Origin of the sequence: Dokdonella ginsengisoli (assembly GCF_042652785.1) — a bacterium.
Classification (GTDB): Bacteria; Pseudomonadota; Gammaproteobacteria; order Xanthomonadales; family Rhodanobacteraceae; genus Dokdonella_A; species Dokdonella_A ginsengisoli.
The window spans coordinates 386,748-410,819 of sequence record NZ_JBHSHD010000008.1 but is presented as its reverse complement, the minus strand read 5'-3'; the positions used below and the strand labels follow the sequence as shown (position 1 = coordinate 410,819).

Annotated in this window: 24 protein-coding genes; 13 read left to right on the top strand and 11 right to left on the bottom strand. The window is 72.0% G+C overall.

Annotation, left to right across the window (positions count from 1 at the left end):
• Positions 1-48: 48 nt before the first annotated feature.
• Together ACFO6Q_RS12130 and ACFO6Q_RS12125 are read right to left on the bottom strand one after the other, a co-directional pair.
• On the bottom strand, positions 49-2,556 hold the full coding sequence (locus ACFO6Q_RS12130) for a choice-of-anchor B family protein (protein WP_380021362.1): 2,508 nt from the start codon (positions 2,554-2,556) through the stop codon (positions 49-51).
• Between the two features lie 50 nt (positions 2,557-2,606).
• Positions 2,607-2,921, bottom strand: a complete 315-nt coding sequence (locus ACFO6Q_RS12125) for a hypothetical protein (protein WP_380021360.1) — start codon at positions 2,919-2,921, stop codon at positions 2,607-2,609.
• A 175-nt stretch (positions 2,922-3,096) separates the two neighbouring features.
• Here ACFO6Q_RS12125 and ACFO6Q_RS12120 point away from each other — a divergent pair, with 175 nt between their 5' ends.
• Positions 3,097-4,119, top strand: coding sequence for a glycosyltransferase family 2 protein (locus tag ACFO6Q_RS12120; RefSeq protein ID WP_380021358.1), 1,023 nt, complete (start codon positions 3,097-3,099; stop codon positions 4,117-4,119).
• Here ACFO6Q_RS12120 and ACFO6Q_RS12115 read toward each other — a convergent pair.
• From ACFO6Q_RS12115 to ACFO6Q_RS12105, 3 genes are read right to left on the bottom strand one after another with little or no spacing between them, the layout of a single operon-like run.
• Positions 4,116-4,436: a hypothetical protein gene (locus ACFO6Q_RS12115; protein ID WP_380021356.1), complete on the bottom strand. Its 321-nt coding sequence runs from the start codon at positions 4,434-4,436 to the stop codon at positions 4,116-4,118. The genes ACFO6Q_RS12120 and ACFO6Q_RS12115 overlap by 4 nt on opposite strands.
• A complete protein-coding gene (locus ACFO6Q_RS12110; RefSeq protein WP_380021354.1) occupies positions 4,433-4,939 on the bottom strand; it encodes an RNA polymerase sigma factor in 507 nt (168 codons plus the stop codon). Before ACFO6Q_RS12110 ends, ACFO6Q_RS12115 begins: the two co-directional genes overlap by 4 nt.
• A gap of 8 nt (positions 4,940-4,947) precedes the next feature.
• Positions 4,948-5,757 (bottom strand): hypothetical protein, encoded by an 810-nt coding sequence (locus ACFO6Q_RS12105; RefSeq protein WP_380021353.1) that lies wholly within the window; start codon positions 5,755-5,757, stop codon positions 4,948-4,950.
• Positions 5,758-5,960: 203 nt separating this feature from the next.
• Between ACFO6Q_RS12105 and ACFO6Q_RS12100 the strand changes: the two genes are divergently transcribed.
• From ACFO6Q_RS12100 to ACFO6Q_RS12080, 5 genes are all read left to right on the top strand, one after another.
• Positions 5,961-6,509, top strand: a complete 549-nt coding sequence (locus tag ACFO6Q_RS12100; RefSeq protein WP_380021351.1) for a hypothetical protein — start codon at positions 5,961-5,963, stop codon at positions 6,507-6,509.
• A 3-nt stretch (positions 6,510-6,512) separates the two neighbouring features.
• Positions 6,513-7,358, top strand: a complete 846-nt coding sequence (locus tag ACFO6Q_RS12095) for an SDR family oxidoreductase (RefSeq protein WP_380021349.1) — start codon at positions 6,513-6,515, stop codon at positions 7,356-7,358.
• Between the two features lie 74 nt (positions 7,359-7,432).
• Positions 7,433-8,185 carry a DUF2884 family protein gene (locus ACFO6Q_RS12090; protein ID WP_380021347.1) on the top strand — a complete coding sequence of 251 codons (753 nt, stop codon included), beginning with the start codon at positions 7,433-7,435 and terminating at the stop codon, positions 8,183-8,185.
• 116 nt (positions 8,186-8,301) lie between these two features.
• Positions 8,302-10,473 carry an Ig-like domain-containing protein gene (locus ACFO6Q_RS12085; RefSeq protein WP_380021345.1) on the top strand — a complete coding sequence of 724 codons (2,172 nt, stop codon included), beginning with the start codon at positions 8,302-8,304 and terminating at the stop codon, positions 10,471-10,473.
• A 136-nt stretch (positions 10,474-10,609) separates the two neighbouring features.
• Positions 10,610-11,506 carry a hypothetical protein gene (locus ACFO6Q_RS12080; protein WP_380021343.1) on the top strand — a complete coding sequence of 299 codons (897 nt, stop codon included), beginning with the start codon at positions 10,610-10,612 and terminating at the stop codon, positions 11,504-11,506.
• Positions 11,507-11,531: 25 nt separating this feature from the next.
• On the opposite strand, the gene ACFO6Q_RS12075 is transcribed toward ACFO6Q_RS12080, so the two are convergent.
• The 3 genes from ACFO6Q_RS12075 to ACFO6Q_RS12065 all read right to left on the bottom strand — a co-directional run bounded on the left by ACFO6Q_RS12075 (position 11,532) and on the right by ACFO6Q_RS12065 (position 13,390).
• The gene (locus ACFO6Q_RS12075; protein ID WP_380021341.1) at positions 11,532-11,996 is read right to left on the bottom strand and encodes an Mpo1 family 2-hydroxy fatty acid dioxygenase; all 465 of its coding nucleotides are present in this window, start codon (positions 11,994-11,996) and stop codon (positions 11,532-11,534) included.
• A gap of 154 nt (positions 11,997-12,150) precedes the next feature.
• The gene (locus ACFO6Q_RS12070; RefSeq protein WP_380021339.1) at positions 12,151-12,480 is read right to left on the bottom strand and encodes a DMT family transporter; all 330 of its coding nucleotides are present in this window, start codon (positions 12,478-12,480) and stop codon (positions 12,151-12,153) included.
• A 13-nt stretch (positions 12,481-12,493) separates the two neighbouring features.
• Positions 12,494-13,390 carry a phosphoribosylaminoimidazolesuccinocarboxamide synthase gene (locus ACFO6Q_RS12065; RefSeq protein WP_380021337.1) on the bottom strand — a complete coding sequence of 299 codons (897 nt, stop codon included), beginning with the start codon at positions 13,388-13,390 and terminating at the stop codon, positions 12,494-12,496.
• Between the two features lie 186 nt (positions 13,391-13,576).
• On the opposite strand from ACFO6Q_RS12065, the gene djlA reads away from it, so the two are divergent.
• A complete protein-coding gene (gene djlA, locus ACFO6Q_RS12060) occupies positions 13,577-14,359 on the top strand; it encodes a co-chaperone DjlA (protein ID WP_380021335.1) in 783 nt (260 codons plus the stop codon).
• Positions 14,360-14,445: 86 nt separating this feature from the next.
• A complete protein-coding gene (rpe, locus tag ACFO6Q_RS12055; protein ID WP_380021333.1) occupies positions 14,446-15,117 on the top strand; it encodes a ribulose-phosphate 3-epimerase in 672 nt (223 codons plus the stop codon).
• Between the two features lie 98 nt (positions 15,118-15,215).
• Here the strand turns inward: rpe and ACFO6Q_RS12050 are convergent, their stop codons facing one another.
• From ACFO6Q_RS12050 to ACFO6Q_RS12040, 3 genes are all read right to left on the bottom strand, one after another.
• Positions 15,216-15,416: a hypothetical protein gene (locus ACFO6Q_RS12050; protein ID WP_380021331.1), complete on the bottom strand. Its 201-nt coding sequence runs from the start codon at positions 15,414-15,416 to the stop codon at positions 15,216-15,218.
• A 153-nt stretch (positions 15,417-15,569) separates the two neighbouring features.
• Positions 15,570-16,202 carry a class GN sortase gene (locus ACFO6Q_RS12045; protein WP_380021407.1) on the bottom strand — a complete coding sequence of 211 codons (633 nt, stop codon included), beginning with the start codon at positions 16,200-16,202 and terminating at the stop codon, positions 15,570-15,572.
• Positions 16,203-16,204: 2 nt separating this feature from the next.
• Positions 16,205-18,229: a marine proteobacterial sortase target protein gene (locus ACFO6Q_RS12040; protein ID WP_380021329.1), complete on the bottom strand. Its 2,025-nt coding sequence runs from the start codon at positions 18,227-18,229 to the stop codon at positions 16,205-16,207.
• A gap of 176 nt (positions 18,230-18,405) precedes the next feature.
• On the opposite strand from ACFO6Q_RS12040, the gene pdsR reads away from it, so the two are divergent.
• The 5 genes from pdsR to ACFO6Q_RS12015 all read left to right on the top strand — a co-directional run bounded on the left by pdsR (position 18,406) and on the right by ACFO6Q_RS12015 (position 24,072).
• The gene (gene pdsR, locus ACFO6Q_RS12035; protein WP_380021327.1) at positions 18,406-19,095 is read left to right on the top strand and encodes a proteobacterial dedicated sortase system response regulator; all 690 of its coding nucleotides are present in this window, start codon (positions 18,406-18,408) and stop codon (positions 19,093-19,095) included.
• Positions 19,096-19,228: 133 nt separating this feature from the next.
• Complete coding sequence (locus tag ACFO6Q_RS12030) at positions 19,229-21,310, top strand: ATP-binding protein (protein WP_380021325.1); 2,082 nt, start codon at positions 19,229-19,231, stop codon at positions 21,308-21,310.
• The gene (locus tag ACFO6Q_RS12025) at positions 21,303-22,340 is read left to right on the top strand and encodes an exo-alpha-sialidase (RefSeq protein WP_380021323.1); all 1,038 of its coding nucleotides are present in this window, start codon (positions 21,303-21,305) and stop codon (positions 22,338-22,340) included. The genes ACFO6Q_RS12030 and ACFO6Q_RS12025 overlap by 8 nt, the downstream gene beginning before the upstream one ends.
• A 65-nt stretch (positions 22,341-22,405) precedes the next feature.
• Positions 22,406-23,407, top strand: a complete 1,002-nt coding sequence (locus ACFO6Q_RS12020; protein WP_380021321.1) for a methionine ABC transporter ATP-binding protein — start codon at positions 22,406-22,408, stop codon at positions 23,405-23,407.
• Positions 23,404-24,072 (top strand): methionine ABC transporter permease, encoded by a 669-nt coding sequence (locus ACFO6Q_RS12015; RefSeq protein ID WP_380021319.1) that lies wholly within the window; start codon positions 23,404-23,406, stop codon positions 24,070-24,072. Before ACFO6Q_RS12020 ends, ACFO6Q_RS12015 begins: the two co-directional genes overlap by 4 nt.

The following is a 24,072-nucleotide window of genomic DNA, read 5'->3' as shown; positions in this document are numbered from 1 at the left end:
CGGGCATTGTGGGTGCCCTCGCGTACCCGCGCAAACCCGTCGCGGCGGCTACGGCGCGGCGTCGAAACCGTCGGCGAACAGGCGGTCGTCGACGCTCGTGCACGGCCCCGGCACCTGCGCGTGCGTCAGCGCGATGTCGTCGACGAACCAGCCTTCGCCGTTGACGGCCTGGTCGGAGCGGTACAGCCAGCGCAGCTTGACGTGCTGGCCGGCGTAGGCCGACAGGTCGATCTGGTGCGAGGACCAGTCCAGGCCGCTGCCGGTGAACGCGCCGCTGCCCGGCGCGATGCCGCACAGCGTGCCGCCGTCGGTGATCGTGCCGGGATAGCCGCCCTGCGGCGTCAGCCGCGTCCAGTTCGCGCCGGCGTCGGTGGACACTTCCAGCACGCCGCCGTCGTAGCCCTGCTCGACGTCCCACGCGCTCCAGAACGACAGCGTCGAGGACTCGCCGGCGCTCAGCTGCAGTTCCGGCGTGACTAGGGTGACGCAGAGGTTGTTCTCGTTGGTCGACCAGAAGCTCTGCACGCCGCCGTGCACGCGCTCGGTGGACGGATGCCAGCCGGCGTGCAGCAGGTGATCGCCGCTGCGCGCCAGTCCCGGTGCGCCGACGGCCTCGGCCTCGAACTGCGGATCGCCCGGCTCCGCGCCGGAGGCGAAGGTGCCGTCGACGTCCGGCCCGGTCGGCGTCACCGCGAGCCGTACCAGGTTGTGGTCGGCGGCGCCGTTGGCCGCGTCGGCCGAGCGCACGAGGTAGTACTGCGGCACGGAGCCGGCCGCCGTGGCGTCGAGGTAGCCGAGCGCGGCGACGCCGTCGGCGATGCGGTTGGCGGCGTCGGGCGCGAAGTCCGCCGCGGCGCCGCGGTGGATCGAGTAGGTGGCCGGGCCACCGCAGGCCGGCTGGGCGGCGTTCCAGGCCAGTTCGACGCGGCATTGCGTGCTGGCCGCGTTGGTCGCCGCGGCGAGGCCGGCGAACAGCGGCGGCGCGGTGCAGGCGCCGGTAGTCTGCGCCTGCACGCAGGCCGAGGCGGTCGAGGCGCAGCGGCCTTCGGCGTCCGCAGCGACCACGCGGTAGCCGTAGGTCACGCCACCGGAAGCGGCGTCGTCGGAGTACGCCGCATCGGCCAGCGCATCGGCGATCGTCTCGAAGCTGCCGCTGCAGCCGCCCTGCGCGCGTTCGACGCGGTAGCGCGCGCCGGCCGTCGCCGACGCCGTCCAGGCCAGATCGATGCGGCCGTCGCCGTTCGGCGTCGCGGTCAGCCCCTGCGGCGCGGCCGGCGGCTCGCACAGGTGCGGCTCGAGCACGAACAGGCCTTCGCCGATGCCGGTGGCGACGACCCGGCCGCTGCCGGGAAAGCGGTAGTTGTTCCAGGTGCCGTTGAACGCGGCGCTGTCGCGCGACGGATAGGTGTCGAAGTAGGCGACCTCGGTCAGCTGCGCGTTGGACAGGTTGTCGATGCGCAGGATGCGCACGCCGGCTTCGTAGTTGGACTGGTAGACGTACTGGCCGTGCACGTAGAGGTTGTGGTCGATCACCGGCAGGCCGCTGTCGTGGTGTCCCACCAGCACCGGCGCGTCGAGGTCGGAGACGTCCCACACGTAGGTCCACGCGGTGTGCGCGGGATGTCCGGCGGCCGGCTGCGATTCGTCCAGCTCGTCGTCGACCAGCAGGTAGCGGTGGTCCTCGGTCAGCCAGCCCTGGTGCGGATACGAGGCGCCGTCGTAGGTCGTCGACGACAGCGTGACCGGCGCGCTCTTGTCGCTCACGTCGACGATCGCGATGCGTTTGCTCGGGCCGTTCGAGTTGAAGCAGATCTCCTTGCCGGCGTGCTCGGCGTCGGGTCCGGCGTAGACCCAGCACTGCGATTCGTGCGTGTATCCGCCGGTCGGCACGCAGCCGGCGTACAGCGGCGTGCCGGGCGCGCGCACGTCGAGGATCTGCAGGCCGCCGCGCGTGGCGTCGCCCGGGCAGGTGATGTCGGCGCCGGCGACCATCGCGTAGCCGGTCTGTTCGTCGATCGAGATCGTGTGGCTGCTGCCGAACGCGCCGTAGTGGGCGTCCTCGGTGAAGGTCTGCGGCGTGGTCACGCCGCGCAGGCGGGTCAGGTCGAACACCTGCAGGCCGTGGCCGGGATTGGAGTCGCTGATGACGTAGGCGCGGTCGCCGTACACGCGCACGTCGCGCCAGGCCGAACTGCCGGTGCCGGCGTGCGTGGGCAGCTTGCCGATATAAAGCGGATGGTCGGGCGTGGACAGGTCGAAGAACGCGGTGCCGTTGTCGGCGCCGACCAGGGCGTATTCGATGCCGCTCTGCGCATCGGTCCAGCCCCACAGGCTGTTGGTGCTGTCGGCGTCGAACTGCGCCAGCGGCACGAAGGCGAGCAGGTCGATGTTCGAGCACGGATAGATGCCGGCCATGCCGTCGACGCACGGCGTGGCGTGCCTGGGCGCCAGTGGCGTCGCCGCCGAGGGAAGAGCGTCCGTTGCGGCCGGCGCGGCGGAGGCGCCGGCGGCGAACGGCAGCAGCAGGACGAACGGCCAGGTGCGGCGCAGCGGCATCGGTGTCTCCCCGTCGAGATCGCCGGGCGTGCCGGCGCCGCAGTGTAGCGTCAGCCCGGCAGGATGCGGTCGGCCACTTCGTAGTGGCGCACCAGCGGTTCCATCTCCAGCAGGTAATCCTCGTCCTCGGGGTAGTACACCGAGCGCTCGGGGTTCTCGCCGGCGAACGCGCGCACGGCGGCCATCGAGTCCCACAGGGAAATCAGCACGATCTCGCAGTGCTCGCCCTGCTGCCGGCGCAGCACGGTGACGCCGCGGTTGCCGGGAGTCTTGGCGTAGTCCTTCAGGCCGGTCTCGTTGAGGTAGGCAATGTAGGCATCGGCCTTGTCCGCCTGGGTGATACCGCGCCAGATGCGAGCGATCATGGAGTTCTCCGAGCCAGAGGCGGACCGCACGCATCTTCGCACGCGGCGCGTTCGTGGAAGGTTATCCGCGCCGGGCTCCGGCGCGGGCGCGACAGGCGGCACGGGCTGCGCGATGATGTGTCCGGCGAGCCGGTGTGGTTTCCCTTTCCCTGAGGGTCGAGCCATGCGATTGAGCGTGATCGTTCCGACCTGCAACCGGGCCGAGCTGGCCCTGCGCGCGATCGACAGCGCGCTCGCGGCAGGCGCCGCCGAGGTCGTAGTGGTCGACGACGCTTCGGTCGATCGCACCTGGGAACGGCTTGCCGAACGCTACCGCGCCGAGCCGCGCGTACGCGCGATCCGGCTGGACGAAAACGCCGGACCGTCCAGTGCGCGCAATCGCGGCCTCGCCGCCGCGGACGGCGATGTCGTGCTGTTCCTCGATTCCGACGACACGCTGGCGCCGGACGCGCTGGCGCTGGTGACGGCGGCGTTCGAGGCCGTGCCGGCGCTGCAGTTCGTGACGCTGGAGGGCGAGTCGCGCGCCGTCGACGGCAGCCGCGTCGAGCACGGCATCGTGCGCGGCGCCTGTCCGGGCTGGAGCGGTCCGGGCTTCCACGCCGAACGCTTCGTCGAAGTGCCGCTGGCGTCGCCGCGCGGTGCGCTCACGCTCAGCGTGGGCGACTGCCTGCCGGCGATCGCCTACGGCGACCTGTTCTATCTCTCGGGCCTGATCGTGCGCCGCGAGGCGGCGCAGGCGGCCGGCCCGTTCGAGCCGCGCTTTCGCTACCTGGAGGACTGGGACTTCACCGCGCGGCTGTGCCTGCAGGGCATCGGCGGCCATCTCGACGCCTGCGGCTTCCGCCGCGAGACGGCACGCGCCGACCAGCTGAGCCGGGTCGACAGCCAGGAGCGGCGCGCGGTCATGCACCAGCGCGTGCTGCGCGGCCTGCGCGCGGCCTGCGGCTCGCGGCGCAAGCGATTGGCGATGCTGCGCGGTGCGCAGGCCGAGGCCGACTACTGGCTGGCGCGCTGTCTGGACCGGCGTGCGCATCCGCGGTTCGCGCGCGGCTATTTCCTGCGCTCGCTGCGCGCGCGGCACAAGATGCACAAGTGCCTGGTCTGGCTGCTGCTCGGCCTGCCGCTGGTCCGGCGCCTGGCCGGTGCGCGCGAGGCGCAGCATCGCGACGGTTCCGGCGTCGCGCTGCGCGCGCGCTAGCGCGCAGCGTCCGGCGGCGCGAGCACCACGATGCGCACGTCGGCGCGTTCGCTGGGCAGTTCGCGCGCGATGCCGCGCTCGTGCCGCTCGGCGTCGAGCGCGGCCTGCAGGTGCTGTTCGAACGCGCGGCGCGGCGCCTCGTTGCGGTAGTGCGCCAGGCAGAGCGCGAGCGCCACGCTGGCGGCGGCGCCGGCCAGCGCGAAACGCAGCGCCGGCCGCGACGGCCGCGTGCGGCGCGTCTCCACGCTGCGCATCAGGCGCACCAGGCCGCCGGGTGGCGGATCGAGTTGGCCTCGCCAGGATGGGGTCGCCGTCATGTCGATTCTCCTTCGGGTTCCTTCAGGGCCAGACGCAATCGCGCCAGCGCGTGGTGCCGGCGCGAGGCGACCGTGCCGGGGGGGATGCCGAGCACCTCGGCGATCTGCGCACCGCCCAGGCCGCCGAACTCGGCCAGCAGCAGCACCTCGCGCAGCGCCGGCGACAGCCGTTCCAGCGCCGTGCGCAGGCGGCGCAGTTCCAGTCCGCGCACGGCCTCGGCGAGCGGATCGTCGGCGGACGGCGCCAGCGGATCCAGCTCGCCGCGTCGCCACAGTCCGCGCCAGCGCAGGCGGTTGCGCGCCAGATTCAGCGCGGTCGTCCAGACCAGCGCATCGACGCGCGCGGCGTCGATCCGCGCACGCCGGTCCCATACGCGCAGGAATGCGTCGTGGATCAGGTCCTGGCAGTCCTGCGTCTGCCACAGCCAGCGATAGAGCACGTTGTAGAGCGGTTTTTCCAGCCGCTGGTAACAGGCGTACAGCTCTCCCTCGCCGAGCGCCATGCCGCGTCCTACAGCGTCGCCACGGCGTCGACGCGCACCAGATACAGCCGCGTGACCGGCACCGACGCGGTGCCGTCGCTGTCGGGCACCGGGTTCTGCGTGACGACCAGGGTCTGGCCGGGCAGCACGGCCGTGGTCGTGTTGGCGCCGGTGCTGATGTAGTTCACGTTGGTGAGGCCGTTCATCGTCTGCACGACCGGCACCTGCTCCTTGAAGTCGAGGTTGAGCATCAGGCTCGGCGAACCGTTCTTCAGCATATACGTCAGCTGGCGGATCGGCGCTGCCGCCACGCGCTGCGTGCCGGAGCCGGTCCAGCTGCGCTCGACGTTCTCGCCGAGACTGGACACGCCGCTGACGTGGTCGCGCAGCTCGAAGTGGACGATGCCCATCTGCTTGCGCGCCTCGTCCAGCGCCGGCATCAGCGCGACCAGGGCCGGATCGTCGGCGCCGTTCTCGGGCACCGCGTCCACGCTCCAGAACGACAGCCGCAACGGGCCGTCGACCTTGGCCGGGGTCGGGTTCGCGCGCGCGGCCTGCTCCTTCGCCAGCGTGCGCAGGCTGGCCTCGATGCTGCCGTGCAGGCTCGCCGGGGCGAGTACGACCAGGCGGCCGGGCGACGGACTGGACGCCTTGCCCAGGGCCGTCTTCTCGTCCGAGGCGAACACGCTGTTGAGGGTGCGGCTCAGCGTCTCGGTCTGATCCGGCGGCACGTCGTACACGCGCATCTCCAGCTTCGGCACGTTCGCCGGGCCGGCATCGCCGCCGCAGCCGGTGAGCAGGCCGGCGGCGAGGAACAGGGCCAGGAAATATCGATTCATCGCTACGCTCCTTCCGATGGGAACCATCGCCGGCAGATACACGCCAGCGCGCGGATTCTTCAATCGGAGTTTTCCCCAGGCGCTTCACGACCGGCGAAATCCGCGTTGGCGCAGGCGAGCCGGGCGGTCTATCCTGCGGTCGAGGCCGCGCCGGGCACCTGCCGCCCGCCCCCTGAAGCGCGGCATGCGGGAGACAAAGCACTATGTTGTGGATCGGATGGGTAGTCGCCGTGCTCGCCGTCGGCGTCGCGCTCGGCCTGCACCGGACCCTGCGCACCGAACGCGCGCACGGCGTGCAGCTGCTGTACGCGAAGATCGACGCCGAGAACCAGCGCAACGGCCTGCAGGCCGAGCTGGCGCAGCTGGCCGAGCTGGCCCGCCAGGACGCGCTGACCGGCAGCGAACGCCTGCGCGGCCTGCTCGACGCGCTGCGCGGCGACCTCGAAAGCGCCGGCGGCGACATCGCCGCCTATCGCGAGCACGTGCGTCGCTTCGACGCCGCCGTGCAGTACTGCCTGCAGCCGGTCGAGCTGATCTTCGGCGCCGACAAGGCCAGCCTGGACGAACTCGTGCGCCACGTCGAAGGCGCGCGCCGCGGCCTGTTCGAGGCGCGCGCGGCGATGGACCAGCATCCGATCCACCGCGGCAACGACCCGCTCGGCGGTGTCGGCGCCGACCTGCTCGCGCTGCAGGACGCCGCGCGCGGTCCGCAGCAGGCCGAACTGCCCCTGGCGGCGAGCGCGGCGGCCTAGCCGATGCCGCTCGCGCTGGTCGCCGGCGCCAGCGGCGCGGTCGGCCGCTTCCTGCTGCCGCGCCTGCTCGACGCGGGCTACGAGGTCGTCGCGCTGAGTCGCGTACCGCGCGCGGACACCCAGCCGCGCCTGCGCTGGGTGATCGGCGACCTCGACCGCGAAGTGCCGGCGCCATCGGCACCGGACGCGATCTTCAGCCTCGGCCCGCTCGACGGCTTCGCGCGCTGGTTCGCGCGCGCCGCGCTCGACGGGCGGCCGCGCGTGGTCGCGCTCGGCTCGATGAGCATCGACAGCAAGCGCGACTCCAGCGATGCCGGCGAGCGCGCCGTGGTCGAACGGCTGCACGCCGCCGAGCAGGAACTGGCCGCCGCCGCCGTGCGCCGCGGCAGCGCCTGGACCGTGCTGCGGCCGACCCTGATCTACGGCGCCGGCGTCGACCGCAGCCTGACGCCGATCGCGCGCTTCGCGATGCGCTGGCGCGTGTTCCCGCGCCTGCCCGGCGCGCGCGGCCTGCGCCAGCCGGTGCACGCGGACGACCTCGCCGCGGCCTGCCTGGCGGTGCTCGGGCATCCCGCCAGCCACAGCCGCATCTACGCGCTCGGCGGTGGCGAACGGCTCGGCTTCGACGCCATGCTCGAACGCGTGCGCGCCTCGCTGCCGGTGTCCTGCCTGCCGCTGCCGTTGCCGATCGCGGCGGCGCGCACGATGGCGCGGCTCGGCTGGGCGCCGGCGGCGGCGGTGGAGCGGCTGGAGCGCGACCTCGTCGCCGACGACGCCGCCGCGCGCGCGGACTTCGGCTGGGCGCCGCGCGGCTTCGTCGTCGCGGCGGACACGTGGCGGGCGCCGTGACGCATCCGCCGCGGTTCAGCGCCGATTCCCGCGCCGCCGGCTATGCCTGCGCGTCCGACCGTCGAGGATCACCGATGCGCTCGCTGCCGTGGCTGCTCGTCTTCTGCCTCTGCTCCGCCGCCGTGCGGGCGCAGGATCTGGCTGGCACCTGCCGCGCCAGCAGCAGCTACGACCTGACCGTGCAGCGCGACCGGCTCGTGTTCGATCGCGCCGCACCCGCGCCGCGCCGCATCGAGCTGCGGAACGGGCGGGTCGACGTGGACGGTGCTTCGCTGCGCGCGAACGCCGAGCAGATCGACCGCCTGGCCTTGTTCGAACACGACCTGCGCGCGCTGGTGCCGAAGGCGAAGGCGGTGGCACGCGACGGCGTCGACCTCGCCGTGCAGGCGCTGCGCGCGGAAGCCGCCGGCCTGCACCTCGGCGCGGACACGCGCCAGCGCCTGGATGCGGTGCTCGCCGCGCGCGCCGCCGAACTCAGGCAGCGCATCGACGCCAGCGACAGCACGCGCGACTGGCAGGGCGAGGCGTTCGAGCGCTGGAGCGAGAACGTCGCCGCCGAGCTGGTGCCGCTCGTGGCCGCCGATCTCGGCACGCAGGCGCTTTCCGCCGCGGCGGCCGGCGACCTCGACGCCGCGGCCGCGCTGCGCGATCGTGCGGCCGGCGTCGCCGGCGACCTGCGCCCGCGCCTGGAGCGGCGCATGCAGGCGCTGCGACCGCGCATCCAGGCGCTGTGTCCGTCGGTGCGCCATCTGTACGAACTGCAGCGCGGCGTGCGCGGCGCGAACGGGCGCCCGCTCGACCTGATCGAGATCGAAGCGGCGCGCTGAGCCTCGTCCGCCGTGCCCCTGCGCGCGATTTTCGCCGCAGTGCAGCGTTGCCAACGCTCGTTTGACCGACCTAAGATGCCGCGACTTTCCAGGTCCGCCATCCAGAGGGGCACCCCATGCAAGCCCGATTGATCACGACTGCCGTCGTCGCTGCGTTGTCGTTCGCTTCGCTCGCACCGCGCGAGGTCCGCGCCTACGACTACTACGCGCCGGTGCAGTTCCACACGGTCGCCAGCTTCGACCCGAGCAAGGGTGTGGTCCCGTTCCCGAACAACCTGCTGCTGAGCGGCACGACGGATCTCACGCTGAACATCCCGGTCGCCGATCCGACCGCGCCCAGCGCGGGCCCGACCCTGGCGATGAACGCGCTCGACGGCTTCAGCACGACCGCGCCGTGGTCGACCAGCTTCTCCACGCCGATCGATCCGGCCTCGCTGGTCGGCGGTTCCAGCGTGCGCGTGTTCCAGGTCCGGCTCAGCGGCCCCGGCGGCGGCGTCGTCGGCGTCGAGCGCGAGCTGTCGTCGCCGGCCGATTTCGTCGTCGCGCCGGCTCCGTCGGACACCACCGGGCGCACCGTCGCGATCGTGCCGACCAGGCCGCTGCAGCAGATGACCTCGTACATGGCCGTGCTGACCAACGGCATCAAGGATTCCGGCGGCAACAACGTGCGCGGCTCGCTGGTGTACCAGCTGGCCAAGCGCGCCAGCCCGCTGTGCGCCAACAACACCTCGCTGGTCGCGGCGCTGCCGGCCGCCACCGCCTGCGCGCTGGAGCCGCTGCGCCTGCTGGTCAACACGCAGGAAGCCGCCGCCGCCACCGCCGGCGTCGATCCGGGCGGCATCGCGCTGTCGTGGGTCATGACGACGCAGAACATCACCGCGCCGCTGCTGGCGCGCCAGAGCGTGATCGAGCAGTCGCCGCCGGCGAAGACGACGATCGCGCCGACCGGCAAGACGCTCGGCGACCTCGGTCTCGGCCTGCCGCCGGTGGCCGACATCTACATCGGCACGATCGACCTGCCGTACTACCTCGATGCGCCGAGCGAGAGCGCGCCGGCCGCGCCGCTGAGCGGCAGCTGGCAGGCCGCACCGGGCGCCTACGTGCCGCCGTTCGACCAGGCCGGGCTCGATCCGACCTCGACCAACGTGACGGTCGCCAACCCGCTCGCCGTGGCGAAGTCGACGCAGACCACGCCGCTGCTGCTGACCGTGCCGAACGAGGCTTCCGGCAAGACCAAGCCGGCCGCCGGCTGGCCGCTGGTGATCTTCCAGCACGGCATCACGCGCAACCGCACCGACATGTTCGCGATCGCCGGCACGCTGGCGGCGCAGGGCTTCGCGGTCGTCGCGATCGACCTGCCGCTGCACGGCATCACCGACGAGAACAACCCGTTCTACATCGGCAACACGCCGTTCGCCGCGCTGGGCGCGCACGAGCGCACCTTCGATCTCGACCTGGTCGACAACGCGACCGGTGCGCCGGGTCCGGACGGCGTCGTCGACAGCTCCGGCACGCACTACATCAACCTGACCAGCCTGCTGACCTCGCGCGACAACGTGCGTGAAGGCGTGGTCGACCTGCTCGAGCTGTCGCACGCGGTGCAGAGCATGCACTACTCGCCGGGCACGGACTTCGACACGGCCAAGGTGCGCTTCGTCGGCCAGTCGCTGGGCAGCATCGTCGGCCTGACCTTCCTCGCCATCGATCCGAGCGTGAAGGCCGGCGTGCTCAGCGTGCCGGGCGGCGGCATCGCGCGCCTGCTCGACGCCTCGCCGACGTTCGGCCCGCGCATCCACGCCGGTCTCGCCGCCGCGGGCATCGAGCAGGGCACGCCGCTGTACGACACCTTCATGGCCGCGACGCAGACCGTGATCGACTCCGGCGATCCGATCAACTTCGCCGGCAACAACACGCTGCTGCTGACGCAGTACAACGAAGACAACACCGTGGCCCAATACGGCAAGAGCCTGCTGGTGCAGGAAGTGGTCGGCGGCGGCGACGTGCTGCCGGACCAGGTCATCCCGAACCGCGTGCAGGGCGCGCCGCTGTCGGGCACCGAGCCGCTGATCGCCGCGTTGCAGCTGTTCCCGATCTCCGAATCGGTGCAGCTGTCGACCAACGGCGTGCAGGGGGCGGTGCGCTTCCTCGAGGGCGAGCACGGCTCGCTGCTGGATCCGACCGATTTCCCGGCGGCGACGCAGGAAATGCAGGGCGAGATGGCCAGCTTCATCGTCACCGGCGGCAATGCGGTGCAGGTGAGCAACCCGTCGATCCTCTGGAAGCCGTAAATCCGGCTCCGCCGGCACGGCGCCTGCCGTGCCGATCTGTCGATCCGCGCGCCGTTCGTCACGAACGGCGCGTTTTTTTTGCGGTTCAGCGCCGTTGCGGCATGCTCGCGGCCTGCCTTGCCGTGGAGAGTCCCCCATGCGTCGCCTCTGCCTCGCGCTGCTCGTCGGCGCTTCGTCCGCCGCCTTCGCCGCGGAGAAGGAAACCGCCTTCGTCGCCGAGCTGCCGTTCCGCGACTGCGAAGGATTGATCTGCATCGACGTCGCGCTCGACGGCAACCGGCCGCGCAGCCTGATGCTGGACACCGGCAACGCGAATTCGACCCTGCTCAGCGAGGTCGCGCGCGAGCTGAACTGGACGCTGCAGCCGGTGCAGCGCGGCACCGACGCGGTGTCGGGCATCTACAGCGGCGGCGAGCATCGCGTCGCGCTCGGCGCGCTGCAGGCGCAGGGCAGCTTCTTCGTGTTCGACCGCGCCCTGCTCGGCGAGCACCGCCCGCCGGTCGACGGCTCGATCGCGGTCGATTTCTTCAAGGACCGCGTGCTCGAGATCGACTATCCGCGCCACCGCCTGCGCATCTCCGCCGCGCTCACCGGGCCGGTGCCCGAGCGCGGCGAAGGCGTCGCGTCGCTGCGGCGGACGACGTTCGGCGAGCGCGGCCCGCCGACCCTGGTCGCCTCGGGCTTCACGCTCGACGGCAAGCCGCTGCGCACGCGGATCGACACGGTGTTCACCGGCACGCTGCTGGTCTATGGCACGGCGGCGGAGTCATTCGGCCTCGTCGCGAAGGACGCCAAGTCCGAGTTCTTTCCCTACACCGATTCGGGCGTCGAGCTGCGTGCGCTGCCGATGCCCAGGCTCGCGTTCGGCGGCCGCGCGCTCTCGCCGAAGCGGCTGTACGTCCCGGACGCGAACGCGACGCTGCGGCAGCCGGACGGACTGTTCGACGCCACCGCCGGCAACGCGCTGTTCGCCCGCAGCGTCGTCACGTTCGACTTCCACGCGATGAGCGTGCAGGTGAAACCGGCGAACTAGGCTCCGCCTCGAAACCGGGCCCTCTTCAATACGCCAGGCCCACGCGCCGCATGAACTTGCCCATCAGCCAGGCCGGGCCGATCAGCAGGTACTGCAGATCGGTGAAGAACGACGGCCGCCGTCCTTCGATCAGGTGGCCGATGAACTGGCCGATCCAGGCGGCGACGAACACGCCGATCGCCAGCCACAGCAGGTCGCCGGGGCCGAGGCTGCGGTAGAGCGCCTCGGTGAGCAGGGCGAGCAGCACGAACAGCACGATCATCGCCGCGCCGAGCGGGCGCGACAGGCGCCAGTAGAACGCGAGCACGCCGACCATCACCAGGGCGCTCCACAGGCCCGCACGGCCGATCGAGGCCGGCACCGGGACCAGCCACAGGAAGGCGATCGCCGCCCACAGGATCGCCGGCACGCAGATCCAGTGGATCAGCCGGTTGGTCGGGTTCTGGTGGTCGGAGCTGTAGCTGTCGAACCAGTCGTTGACGCTGCGCATGAGGGCGGTCCTCGAACGGAACTCACGGGATGTGGAGAAAGCGCATTCCTGCACATTGGAACCGTACGGGCCCGCATGGCCCGCACCGGCCGAATCTAGAACGACTGCGCGCGCCGCGAAAGGAGCGCCGCAGCACGCCACCCGCGCGACGGACTCAGTGCGCCGCGCTGCGCGAGAACAGCTGGATCACGAGGACGCCGGCGACGATCAGCGCGATGCCGGCGATCGCGCCCGCATCCAGCGCCTGCCGGTAGAACACCCAGCCGATCAGGGCGATCAGCGCCACGCCGACGCCGGACCAGATCGCGTAGGCGACCCCGACGGGCAGCGTGCGCAGCACCAGCGAGAGGAAGTAGAACGCGGTGCCGTAGCCGGCGACGACCAGCAGCGACGGCAGCGGCCGGGTGAACCCTTCGGCCGCCTTCAGGGCCGAGGTCGCGACGACTTCGGCGAGGATCGCGACGGCGAGGTAGAGATAGCCCATCGCGACGGCGGCTTCAGTCGATCGTGATGCCGGCGAGCCGGCGCAGCGCCTCGGCGTACTTGGCCGCGGTGCCCTCGATGACCGCGCGCGGCAGGATCGGGCCGGGCGCCTGCTTGTTCCAGTCCAGCGTTTCCAGGTAGTCGCGCACGAACTGCTTGTCGTAGCTCGGCGGGCTGGTGCCGGCGCGGTATTCCTCGGCCGGCCAGAAGCGCGAGGAGTCGGGCGTCAGCATCTCGTCCATCACGTACAGCCGCCCGTCGGCGTCGGTGCCGAATTCGAGCTTGGTGTCGGCGACGAGGATGCCGCGCTCGGCGGCGTACTCGGCGGCGTGGCGGTAGATCGCCAGGGTCGCCACGCGCACCTGCTCGGCCAGATCGGCGCCGATGGTCGCCACGACCTGGTCGAAGCCGATGTTCTCGTCGTGCGTGCCGAGGGCGGCCTTGGTCGACGGCGTGAAGATCGGCTCTGGCAGCTTTTCCGCCTGGCGCAGCCCGGCCGGCAGGCGGATGCCGCAGACCGTGCCGCCGGCCTGGTAGTCCTTCCAGCCCGAGCCGATCAGGTAGCCGCGCGCGATCGCTTCGACCGGCACCGGCTTCAGGCGCCGCGTGACCACGCTGCGCTTCTCGTACAGCGCCAGGTCGACGCCGGCCGGCAGCGCCTCCGCGACGGACTTGCCGGTCAGGTGGTTGGGCATCAGCGCGGCGGTGCGGCCGAACCAGAAGTTGGAGATCTGCGTGAGCATCTCGCCCTTGCCCGGGATCGGGTCCGGCAGGACCACGTCGAACGCCGACAGCCGGTCGCTGGCGACGATCAGCAGCTCGTCGGCGCCGAGCGCGTAGACGTCGCGCACCTTGCCGCGGTGGAGCAGGGTCAGGCCGGGCAGGGTCGAATGCGAAAGGACGGTCGGCACGAAGGATTCCGGATCGAAGCGCGGCCTGCGATTGTAGCGGCGCGGCGGTGAAAATTTTTGCCCGGCCGGCGTGCCTGAACGGCGCCGCGGACCGCTCTTGCTAGAATCCGCGCCCTTTCCCGCTGGGCTCGCGATGTCGTCCGCACGATCCGCCAACATTGCCCTGCGCGACCGGGGGCCGGTCCGATGAGCATCGTCGGCAAGCTCGTCGGCGCGCTGCTCGGCCTGCTCCTGTTCCGCAACTGGATGGGCGTGCTGATCGGCGTCACGCTCGGCCATTTCTACGACAACGCCGTCGTCCGCCTGCGCCCGCCGTCGATGGGACGCGGCTTCATCGAGCCGCTGTTCGCCTTCGCCGGCGCGCTGTCCAAGTCCGACGGCCGTGTGTCCGAATCGGAGATCGCCGCGACCGAGGCGTTGATCGCGCGCCTGCGGCTGGACGGCGACCAGCGCCGCGCGGCGATCGAGCGCTTCACCGCCGGCAAGCAGGCCGGCTTCGACGCCGGTCCTGCGATCGCCGATCTCAAGGCCTGGTGTCACGGCCGCCGCGATCTCGCCTTCATCGTGCTCGACTTGCTGCTCGACCTGGTCCACGCCGAAGGTGCGCCGACCCAGGCCAAGCTCGCCCTGGTGCGCAGGCTGTGCGCGTCGCTCGGCGTCGGCGAGCACGAACTGGCCGCGCTGGCGGCGATGAAGGGCTACGCGCACGCGACGGCGGGCGCGCGCGGCCAGGGCCCGCGCGGACCGTCGGCGCGGCGTCCGTCCGAGGTCGATCCGTACGCCGTGCTCGGTATCGGGCGCGCGGCGAGCGAGCGCGAGATCAAGCAGGCCTACCGCCGCCTGATGAGCCAGCACCATCCCGACAAGCTCGGCGACGTGCCCGACGAACTGAAGCGCCGCGCCGAGGACCGCGCGCGGGAGATCAACGCGGCCTACGAGCGCATCAAGGGCGAGCGTGGGCTGAAGTGAGCCGCGGGCGGGCAGCGACGACATGCCGCGGCGCTCGCGGCTATGCTTGCCGCTAGGGTACTTTCGACTTTCCAGCGGAGGCCGCCATGGCCAAGCAATCCCCCGTCATCGCCCCCTCGATTCTCTCGGCGGACTTCGCCCGCCTCGGCGCGGAAGTCGATGACGTGCTCGCCGCCGGCGCGCAGTGGGTGCACTTCGACGTGATGGACAACCATTACGTGCCGAACCTGACGATCGGTCCGCTGGTGTGCGAGGCACTGCGCAAGCACGGCGTGACGGCGCCGATCGACGTGCACCTGATGGTCAAGCCGGTCGACCGCATCGTGCCGGACTTCGCCAAGGCGGGCGCGACGAACATCAGCTTCCATCCGGAGGCCAGCGAGCACGTCGACCGCACGATCCAGCTGATCAAGAGTTCCGGCTGCACCGCCGGCCTGGTGTTCAACCCCGCCACGCCGCTGTCCTATCTGGACTACGTGATGGACAAGATCGACCTGGTGCTGCTGATGAGCGTGAACCCCGGCTTCGGCGGACAGAGCTTCATCCCGTCCGCGCTGGACAAGCTGCGCGAGGTGCGCGAGCGCATCGACCGCAGCGGCCGCGCGATCCGGCTGGAGATCGACGGCGGCGTCAAGCCGGACAACATCGGCGAGATCGCGCGCGCCGGCGCCGACACCTTCGTCGCCGGATCGGCGATCTTCAACGAGAAGGACTACGGCGCGGTGGTGGCGAAGATGATGGCGGCGATCGCCGCCTGAAAAATCGCTGCCTGAGAAAAAAAGGCCGCGCCGGGCCCCGGAGGGGTGGGGAGAGGGACGGTCCCGGCGCGGGTGCAGCAAGCGGTGCAGTGCGGCGGTCAGATGACCAGCCACTCCGGATCGTCGAGGTCGTCGTCCGGCGTGCGCCGGTTCGCGGGGGCGCCCGCCAGCGCCGACGGGGCGACCTGAGCCTCGCCGCCGAGCCAGAACGAGTCGCCCAGATCGTCGAAGGCCGGATCGCGGCGGAACGGCGAACGCGGCTTCGCCGAGCGGAGGATGTCCAATACACGGGCATTCATAGCGCAATCCTTCAGTGGAGGGAGGCGAGCAGGCCGAGCAGCAGGGCGGCGAGGGCGAACACGACGCGCATCGGCTCGCGCGTGTGCAGTTCGGCGTTCGGATCGGGGCGATCGGGGTTCATGGCGGACCTCCTGGTGTGGTGCGATTGCATTTCAGCGCGCGGCGATGGCCGCCGCGCGCGGGTGCCGGGGCGGTTCGGCGACCGTTGATGGCAAATCGGAGGCATCCTCCTCGGCGACCGCGCTGACGACGTAGCGCAGCGGCCCTCCCGGGACGATCGCGTCGAACGGGTAGCAGGTGACCAGCACGAGGCCGTCGGCCCCGGCCGGCGTCGAGGCCGCGCCGTCGCGCGAATCGACGACCGCCGCGTCGCTGACGCGGTAGCGGCGCGAACCGCGCACGCCGTCGAGCGCGATGCGGTCGCCGGGCGCCAGTTCGCGCAGGAACGAGAAATGCGTGTCGCGATGCGCGCTGATCAGCACCACGCCGTGCTCGCCGGGACGCGCGCTGCCCGGCGCCCAACCCGGACCGAACGCGAGCGTGCGGCCGGAATCGCCGGCGAGCACGATGCGATCCACACCCAGCCGCGCCACGCGCAGGCGTGCGACCGGCGTCGTGTCGGCCCACGGCCACGGCCGCGGCTGGCCGCCGTCATGCTGCGCCTGCCGCCAGGCGCGTTCGAGCAACACCTGCGCGAGCTGCGCCTTGGCGTGAAGCCAGCCGGCATGCGCCAGCGGCAGCGCGGCCAGCGCCGCCAGCGCGAGGGCGAGCCGGCGCCGCGGCATGTTCACGCGACCTCGGTGCCGAAGCGCCGGCGCGAGGCGTGCGAGCCGACGCAAACCCTGGACGAGTCCGTCATCCCCGCGAAAGCGGCAATGGCGGCAGGCGAGGTCTTGCGGGAATGGCCGAAGGCGAGCATGCCGGCGAGCGCCAGCAGCACCAGGCCGAGCAGCGCCTCCAGCGTCGCCGGCGTCGCGGTGGCGGCGAAGCCGACGCTGCCTTCCGGCGCGCCGTTGGCGATGCGCACCGCCTTCACATCGGCGTCGGCCGGCGCCGAGGGCGTGCGTTCGATCGCGACCAGGCTGGTGTATGGCGTGACGATGTGATGTTCCAGCGCCAGCTGCACGATCGCCGCGCGCGTCGCGTCGGCGTCGGCGCCGCGTTCGAGCCGGTGCTGCAGGTCGTCCGACTTGCGCTGCGCCCACAGGCGCGCGATGCCGGCGGACGGCGTCGCGCGATCCAGGCGCAGGGCGGCGCTCCACGGCGCGTCGGCGCTCGCGCCGGCGATCTTCAATTCGCCGCGCAGCTCGTCGACGCGCGCGACGACCAGCAGCGGCTCGCCGGCGTACAGGTCCGGCAGGCGCTGCGGGTAGCTTTCCGCCGCGCCCGGCCATTCCAGCGCCAGATCGCGCAGCGCCGGCTGGTCGAGCCGGGCGAACAGCTCGCGCATGCGCTCGCCGACCTCCTCCAGGCGGCGCACCACCACCGAACTGCCGCGTCCCAGCGTCGCCGCGCGTTCGATGAAATGCGCGTTCGGCGCGCTGCCGATGCCGATCGTGAACAGGCGCGAGGCGCCCAGTCCGTCCTCGATCGAGGCGTACAGGCCGCCGGCGTCGTCGACCGCGCCGTCGGTGGCGAACACGACCTGGCGTACGTAGCCGGCGCGGCCGGAATCGGCCAGCGCACGGCGCAGCGCGGGAATCATCTCGGTGCCGCCGTCGGCGCGCAGCGCGGCGACCCATTCGCGGGCCAGGCGCACGTCGTCGGGGGTCGCCGCGACCGGCGCGTCGAACAGCGGCTCGACCACCGAATTGAACTGGATCACGTTGAAGCGGTCGCCCGGGCGCAGCGACTGCAAGGCCAGATCGAGCGCCGCCTTGGCCTGTCCGAGCGAGGCGCCTTCCATCGATCCGGAGGTGTCGATCACCAGGATCAGCTCGCGCGGCAGCGGATTGGGCAACTGCGCCGGCGGCAGCAGCATGGCCAGCGCGTAGGTGTGGCCGTTCCAGCGCTCCAGCAGCACGCTCGAGGTCGGCGCGGCGCCGAGCGCCGGGGTCCACTCGAGCACGAAGTCGCGGTCGGCCGGCACCGCGCCGTCGGCGAATTCGACGTGGCGCTGCGTGCCCGAACCGGTGATCTTCGTCGCGTGCGTCGGGCTGTCGATGCGCGCCAGCGCGACGCCGGCGTCGAGCGCGACGTTCAGGCGCACCGTCGGCGCCTGCGCCGCGTGCGCGTCGTCGGCATTGGCGCGGCCCTGCGGTGCGTCGGAGTTGGCGGCGGCGGGCTCGAAGCGCGGCGTGTAGGTCAGCGGCAGGGTCAGCGCGAAGCGGCCGTCGTGCCAGGCGACCGGCTGCCACCAGCGCAGGTCGACCTCGATCGTCTCGCCGGGGCCGACGTTGGCGACCGTGGTGCGGAACAGCTGCGCGCGGGAAGTCTCCACCAGGCTCGCGCGGCGGCCGCTCGCGGCGGCCTCGACGAACTCGCTGCGCGCCTGTTCCTTCTCGCGGATCTCGCCGACGACGGTGCGGCCGCCGACGTGCAGCTGCAGATCGTGCACGGCGGCGCCTTCGGGCAGCGGCAGCAGGTAGGTCGCGTCGATCCAGCCGTCGCCGTGATGGGTGAAGCGCTGGCGGATGCGCGCCTCGGCGACCAGGCCGCCGATCGAGTAGTCGACCTCGCTGGACAGCGCGACCAGCTCGAACTCGCGGCCCTGCGCGTCGCGCGCGCTGACCCCGCCGAAGCCGTCGCCGGCCGCGGCGCAAAAGGCCGGCAACAACAGCAGTACCGTCGACATCACCAGGGTCTTGCGCATCGCGTCGCCTCCTCGGCCGGGGTTCGGGCGCATTGCAGGACGTCGCGGCGCTGCGGCGGTGACGCGTGGCGGGCGCGACGGCGACGGTTTGTGGCGAACTCGTGGCAAACGCGCCGGTGCCGTTGCGCGCGCCGGCGAGCGCTGCGTAAGCTGGCCGCCACTTCCCGGAGCCGCCCATGCCACGTCACATCGCCATCGTCGAAGACGAACCCCTGATCCGCGCGAACTATTCCGAGGCACTGGCGCGGCTGGGCTACGAGGTGCGCGGCTACGGCTCGCGCGGCGAGGCCGAGCTCGCGTTCGCGCAGCGCCTGCCGGAGCTGGTCATCATCGACGTCGGCCTGGGCGACGAGCCGGAGGGCGGCTTCGAGCTGTGCCGCAGCCTGCGCGCGAAGTCGGCGACCTTGCCGATCCTGTTCCTGACCGCGCGCGACTCGGACTTCGACGTGATCTCCGGCCTGCGCCTGGGCGCCGACGACTACCTCGCCAAGGACATCTCGCTGCACCAGCTCGCCGCGCGCATCAACGCGCTGTTCCGCCGCATGGAGGCGCTGAAGAAGCCCGCCGCTGCCGACAGCGTGGCGGTGCAGGGGCCGCTGAAGCTGGAGACCGAGCGCATGCGCGTGACCTGGAACGACGTCGACGTGCCGCTGACCGTGACCGAGTTCTGGATGGTGCACACGCTGGTGCGCTTCCCCGGCCACGTTAAGAGCCGCGACCAGCTGATGCGCGACGCCCAGGTCGTCGTCGACGACGCGACGATCACCTCGCACATCAAGCGCATCCGCAAGAAGTTCCTCGCCATCGACCCCGCCTTCGACGCGATCGACACGGTGCACGGGGCGGGGTATCGGTGGAAGAGCTGAGATTGGGGATTGGGGATTGGGAAAGAGCGAGGCCGCGTTCGCGTGATCTTCGCGATCTCCGATCGACGTAACAGGACTTCATACCGCGGGTTTTTCCCAATCCCGTTTCCCCAATCCCCAATCCCGGCCCCCCATGTCCCTCCGCCTGAAACTCCTGCTCGTCGCGCTGTCGACGCTGGCCCTGCCCTGGGCCGGCTGGCAGTTCGTCAAGCAGACCGAGGCGCTGCTGCGGCAGGGGCAGGAGCAGGCGTTGCTGGCGTCGGCCGGCATGCTGGCGAAGGCGCTGGAGGCGCGTCGCGTCGAGCCGCCCGCGGCGGGGCCGGTGCTGTACGTGCAGCGCGCGGACGAGCCGATCGCCGTCGACGGTTACGCCGACGACTGGGCGGCGCTGCGGCCGTACGCGCAGGCGCTCGGTCCGCCCGGCGACGCGCAGAAGCTGCGCGCGCTGCTGGCGCGGCAGGGCAGCGACCTGTACCTGCTGGTGGAAGTGCGCGACGCGACGCGCGCACGCGCCGACGCGCGCGATCCGCGCGTGTCGATCAGCGACTACGTCGACCTGACGCTGACGCAGGAAGGCCGCACGCGCCGCTACCGGCTCGCCAGCGCCGCGCCCGGAGGGTTTACTTCTGCGCTCGTTCCTGAGCGCGAAGAGTCAAAAAGCGGCCATCCATGGCCGCACTCTTCAACAGAAGCCGACGGCCAGTTGCCTGAATTCCTGTCGGGCGTCTGGCAGGAGGACGGCTCCGGCTACCGCATCGAGCTGCGCCTGCCGCACGGCGTGCAGCCGCAGCGCATGGGACTGGCCGTGCACGACTCGGCCGTCGCCGATGCGGTCGCGTCGGAGCCGCGCGCGCTGCTCGGCTACGACGAGGACGCCGCGCGCGCGCTGCGTCCGCTGGTGCCCGAGCACGCGCGCGCGCGCCTGGTCGCCGCCGACGGCTGGCTGCTCGCCGATGCCGGCCGGGTCGATGCGCCGGCCGCGCCGCGCACGGACGAAGCCGGCTGGTTCGCCGGCCTGATCTACCGCGGCCTGATCGCGCCGCCGCCGGGCGGGTCGGCCGAGCTCGGCGGCGACGCGCCGCGCCTCGACGCGCCGGAAGTCTGGCAGGCGCTTTCCGGCGTGCCGGCGACCAGCTGGCGCAGCGCCTATTCCGGCGTCGTCGTGCTGACCGCGGCGGTGCCGCTGGGCGGCGCCGGCGGCACGCGCGGCGCGCTGGTGCTGGAACAGGCCAGCCGCGCACTGCCGCTGCTGGCCAACCGCGCCCTGGTCGGCCTCGCCGTGGCGACTCTCGCCGCATTGGCGATCGCCGGCGCGATCCTGCTGGTGTTCGGCGCCTCGCTGTCGTTCCGCATCCGCCGCCTGCGCAACGCGGCCGAACGCGCGGTGCGCACCTCCGGACATCTGGACGGCCCGATGCCGCTGGCCGATTCCCCGGACGAACTGGGCGATCTCGCACGCAGCTTCCGCAAGCTGCTCGACGAGGTCGGCGCCTACACCGACTACCTGCGTACGCTGGCCTCCAAGCTCTCGCACGAGCTGAACACGCCGCTGGCGATCGTGAAGTCCTCGCTGGACAACCTCGAGCACCAGGCGCTGCCGGACGAGGCGCGTTCGTATCTGTCGCGAGCCCGCGACGGCGCCGACCGCCTCGGCGCGATCGTGCGCGCGATGAGCGAGGCGAACCGCATCGAGCGCGCGATCGCCGGCGCCGAGGCGGAGGATTTCGACCTGCGCGCGCTGGTCGCCGGCTGCGCCGAGAGCTATCGCGCGCTGGCCGCGCCGCGCACGCTGCGTCTGGATCTGCCCGATGCGCCGGTGCCGTTCCACGGCGCGCCGGAGCTGGTCGCGCAGGCGCTGGACAAGCTGTTCGACAACGCCTGCTCGTTCGCACCGGCCGACGGCTGGATCGCCCTGTCGCTGGCGCGCGGGGAGGGCGGCGGCGCGACGATCCGCGTCGCCAACGCGGGCCCGCTGCTGCCGGCGGCGATGCAGGAGCGCCTGTTCGATTCGCTGGTGTCGGTGCGCGAACGCGGCGCGCGCGCCGGCGAGACGCCGCACCTGGGACTGGGCCTGTACGTCGTGCGCCTGGTGACGGAGCTGCATCGAGGTACCGCGGCGGCCGGCAATCTCGCCGACGGCAGCGGCGTGCAGTTCAGCCTGGTCATGCAGGGCATGCCGCGGCGGCGGCTGTCGGAAGGAGGGAGCGATGCTTGAACGACGGTGCCTGGCGTGCGCGCTGGCCGTGGCGGCGAATGCCGCCGGCGCGGCGGTGGAGAACGTGACGAGCGGGCCGGAGACGGACTATCAGGCCTCGGTGATCCGCTCCGCCGACGACGACGCGCGCATCGTCGTGTTCGAGCGGCTGGCCGCCGGCACCTTGTCCGGCGACCTGTGGCTGACGCGCTCGAGCGATGACGGCGCGAGCTGGAGCGCGCCGGCGCCGATCGTCGCCAGCGCGGCGAACGAGCGCCATCCGGCGCTGCTGCAGCTCGGGCCGGGCGACTACGCGCTGTTCTACCTCAAGGGCACCGGCAGCACGTCGAGCTACCGCATCTGGCGCGCGACCAGCGGCGACGGCATCGCCTTCGCCGAGCAGGCGCAGGTCGACCTCGGCTGGGCCGGCGGCGGCGAGGTCAACCCGCACGTGATCCGGCACGCGGACGGCCGCCTGACGATGAGCTACCAGCGCCTGGGCGGCGCGGTGTACGTGGCGCAGTCGGAGGACGGCGGCGCGACCTGGGACACGCAGCGCACGCCGATCGCGACCTCCGGCCAGCTGCCGCGCATCGCCTATCGCGAGAGCGACGGGCTCTACCTGGCGAGCTACCAGGTCGGCAACAGCGCGTTGAGCCTGTACGTGCGCACCACCACCGACGTGCGCGACTGGAGCGCGGCGGCGCAGGATTTCGCCGTCACCGGCAACCACCACGATTCGCTGCCGGTGGTGATGCCCGACGGCGCCTTCGCGCTGTTCTGGATCCGTGCCGCCGGCAGCGGCTTCGATCTCGTCGTGCGGCGGTCGGTCGACGGCGTGAACTGGGGCGAGACGATCGCGATCACCGACACGCCCGACCAGGACGACGTCGAGCCGCATCCGCTGGTCGGCGCCTCGGCGACCTCGGTGGAGCTGTACTGGGGACGCGACGATCCGGCCGGCAGCCTCAGCCACGACATCGTGCGCGAGGCGAACGTGGTGATCGCGCCGGACGACACGGTCTTCGCCGACGGTTTCGACGGCGGCTGAGCGGCGCTGCGCCGCGCCGATGGGCGCGTGCGTGGCGTGTCTATAGGCGTGCCTATAATTGGGCGGTGATCGAACTCCAGGGCGTCTACAAGGACTACGCCGGCGCTGCGCCGGTACGCGCGCTGCACCCCGTCGACCTGTCCATCGGGCGCGGCGAGGTGTTCGGCGTGATCGGCCATTCCGGCGCCGGCAAGTCGACCCTGCTGCGCACGCTGAACCTGCTCGAGCGCCCGAGCGGCGGCCGCCTGCTGATCGAGGGGCGCGACGTGACGTCCGCCGACGGCGACGACCTGCGCGCGCTGCGCCGGCGCATCGGCATGATCTTCCAGCACTTCAACCTGCTGTCGTCCAAGACGGTCGCGCAGAACGTCGCTTTTCCGCTGAAGCTGGCCGGCACGCCGCGCGCGGACCTCGAGCGCCGCGTGCACGAACTGCTCGGCCGCGTCGGACTGCAGGCGCACGCGGACAAGTATCCCGCGCAGCTTTCCGGCGGCCAGAAGCAGCGCGTGGGCATCGCGCGCGCGCTGGCCAACCGGCCCGACGTGCTGCTGTGCGACGAGGCGACCAGCGCGCTCGACCCGGAAACGACCGCGTCCGTGCTGCAGCTGCTCGGCGAGCTCAATCGCGAGCTGGGCCTGACCATCGTGCTGATCACGCACGAGATGGAAGTGATCCGCCGCGTGTGCGACCGCGTCGCCGTGCTCGACGCCGGCTGGCTGGTCGAGAGCGGCACCGTCGCCGACGTGTTCCTGCATCCGCAGCACGCCACCACGCGCCGCTTCGTGCTCGAAGCCGAGCACGTCGACGAACGCGAGCTGCGCGCCGACCTCGCGCGCGCCAGCGGGCGCGTCGTGCGCCTGACCTTCCGCGGCGAGGCCACGTACGCACCGCTGCTCGGCCGCGTCGCGCGCGCCACCGGGGTGGACTACAACATCCTCGCCGGCCGCATCGACCGCATCAAGGACACGCCGTACGGCCAGCTCACCATCGCGCTCAGCGGCGGCGACATCGCGCAGGCGGTACGCGCCTTCGCCGAGGCCGGCGTGCGGGTGGAGGACGTGACGTGACGGAAGGCTGGTTCGCCAACGTCGACTGGGCCGACATCGGGCAGGCCAGCCTCGACACGCTGACGATGCTCGGCGGCTCGCTGCTGGCGAGCATCGTGCTCGGCCTGCCGTTCGGCGTGCTGCTGTTCCTGACCAGCAAGCGCCAGCTGCTCGAACAGCCGGTCGTCTACGCGATCGTGTCCTTCGTCGTGAACGTGCTGCGCTCGGTGCCGTTCATCATCCTGCTGATCGTGATGATCCCGTTCACCGTCGTGCTCGTCGGCACCTCGCTCGGCGTCGCCGGCGCGATCCCGCCGCTGGTCGTCGGCACCGCGCCGTTCTTCGCGCGCCTGGTCGAGAACGCGCTGCGCGAGGTCGACCGCGGCATCGTCGAAGCCTGCCAGGCGATGGGCGCGACGACGCGGCAGATCGTGTTCGGCGCCCTGCTGCCGGAAGCGATGCCGGGACTCATCGCCGGCGCCACGGTCACCGCGATCGCGCTGGTGTCCTACACGGCGATGGCCGGCGTGATCGGCGCCGGCGGCCTCGGCGACCTCGCCGTGCGCTTCGGCTACCAGCGCTTCCAGACCGACGTCATGGTCGTCACCGTCCTGCTGCTGCTGGTGCTGGTCCAGCTGCTGCAGATGCTCGGCGACTGGCTGGTCGCGCGGGTCCGCCGACGCTGA

Excerpts from the sequence above, each read along its gene's own strand:
- ACFO6Q_RS12130 (WP_380021362.1), bottom strand. The coding sequence starts at position 2,556 with ATGCCGCTGCGCCGCACCTGGCCGTTCGTCCTGCTGCTGCCGTTCGCC.
- ACFO6Q_RS12125 (WP_380021360.1), bottom strand. The coding sequence starts at position 2,921 with ATGATCGCTCGCATCTGGCGCGGTATCACCCAGGCGGACAAGGCCGAT.
- ACFO6Q_RS12115 (WP_380021356.1), bottom strand. The coding sequence starts at position 4,436 with ATGACGGCGACCCCATCCTGGCGAGGCCAACTCGATCCGCCACCCGGC.
- ACFO6Q_RS12110 (WP_380021354.1), bottom strand. The coding sequence starts at position 4,939 with ATGGCGCTCGGCGAGGGAGAGCTGTACGCCTGTTACCAGCGGCTGGAA.
- ACFO6Q_RS12105 (WP_380021353.1), bottom strand. The coding sequence starts at position 5,757 with ATGAATCGATATTTCCTGGCCCTGTTCCTCGCCGCCGGCCTGCTCACC.
- ACFO6Q_RS12100 (WP_380021351.1), top strand. The coding sequence starts at position 5,961 with ATGTTGTGGATCGGATGGGTAGTCGCCGTGCTCGCCGTCGGCGTCGCG.
- ACFO6Q_RS12095 (WP_380021349.1), top strand. The coding sequence starts at position 6,513 with ATGCCGCTCGCGCTGGTCGCCGGCGCCAGCGGCGCGGTCGGCCGCTTC.
- ACFO6Q_RS12090 (WP_380021347.1), top strand. The coding sequence starts at position 7,433 with ATGCGCTCGCTGCCGTGGCTGCTCGTCTTCTGCCTCTGCTCCGCCGCC.
- ACFO6Q_RS12085 (WP_380021345.1), top strand. The coding sequence starts at position 8,302 with ATGCAAGCCCGATTGATCACGACTGCCGTCGTCGCTGCGTTGTCGTTC.
- ACFO6Q_RS12080 (WP_380021343.1), top strand. The coding sequence starts at position 10,610 with ATGCGTCGCCTCTGCCTCGCGCTGCTCGTCGGCGCTTCGTCCGCCGCC.
- ACFO6Q_RS12075 (WP_380021341.1), bottom strand. The coding sequence starts at position 11,996 with ATGCGCAGCGTCAACGACTGGTTCGACAGCTACAGCTCCGACCACCAG.
- ACFO6Q_RS12070 (WP_380021339.1), bottom strand. The coding sequence starts at position 12,480 with ATGGGCTATCTCTACCTCGCCGTCGCGATCCTCGCCGAAGTCGTCGCG.
- djlA (WP_380021335.1), top strand. The coding sequence starts at position 13,577 with ATGAGCATCGTCGGCAAGCTCGTCGGCGCGCTGCTCGGCCTGCTCCTG.
- rpe (WP_380021333.1), top strand. The coding sequence starts at position 14,446 with ATGGCCAAGCAATCCCCCGTCATCGCCCCCTCGATTCTCTCGGCGGAC.
- ACFO6Q_RS12050 (WP_380021331.1), bottom strand. The coding sequence starts at position 15,416 with ATGAATGCCCGTGTATTGGACATCCTCCGCTCGGCGAAGCCGCGTTCG.
- ACFO6Q_RS12045 (WP_380021407.1), bottom strand. The coding sequence starts at position 16,202 with ATGCCGCGGCGCCGGCTCGCCCTCGCGCTGGCGGCGCTGGCCGCGCTG.
- ACFO6Q_RS12040 (WP_380021329.1), bottom strand. The coding sequence starts at position 18,229 with ATGCGCAAGACCCTGGTGATGTCGACGGTACTGCTGTTGTTGCCGGCC.
- pdsR (WP_380021327.1), top strand. The coding sequence starts at position 18,406 with ATGCCACGTCACATCGCCATCGTCGAAGACGAACCCCTGATCCGCGCG.
- ACFO6Q_RS12030 (WP_380021325.1), top strand. The coding sequence starts at position 19,229 with ATGTCCCTCCGCCTGAAACTCCTGCTCGTCGCGCTGTCGACGCTGGCC.
- ACFO6Q_RS12025 (WP_380021323.1), top strand. The coding sequence starts at position 21,303 with ATGCTTGAACGACGGTGCCTGGCGTGCGCGCTGGCCGTGGCGGCGAAT.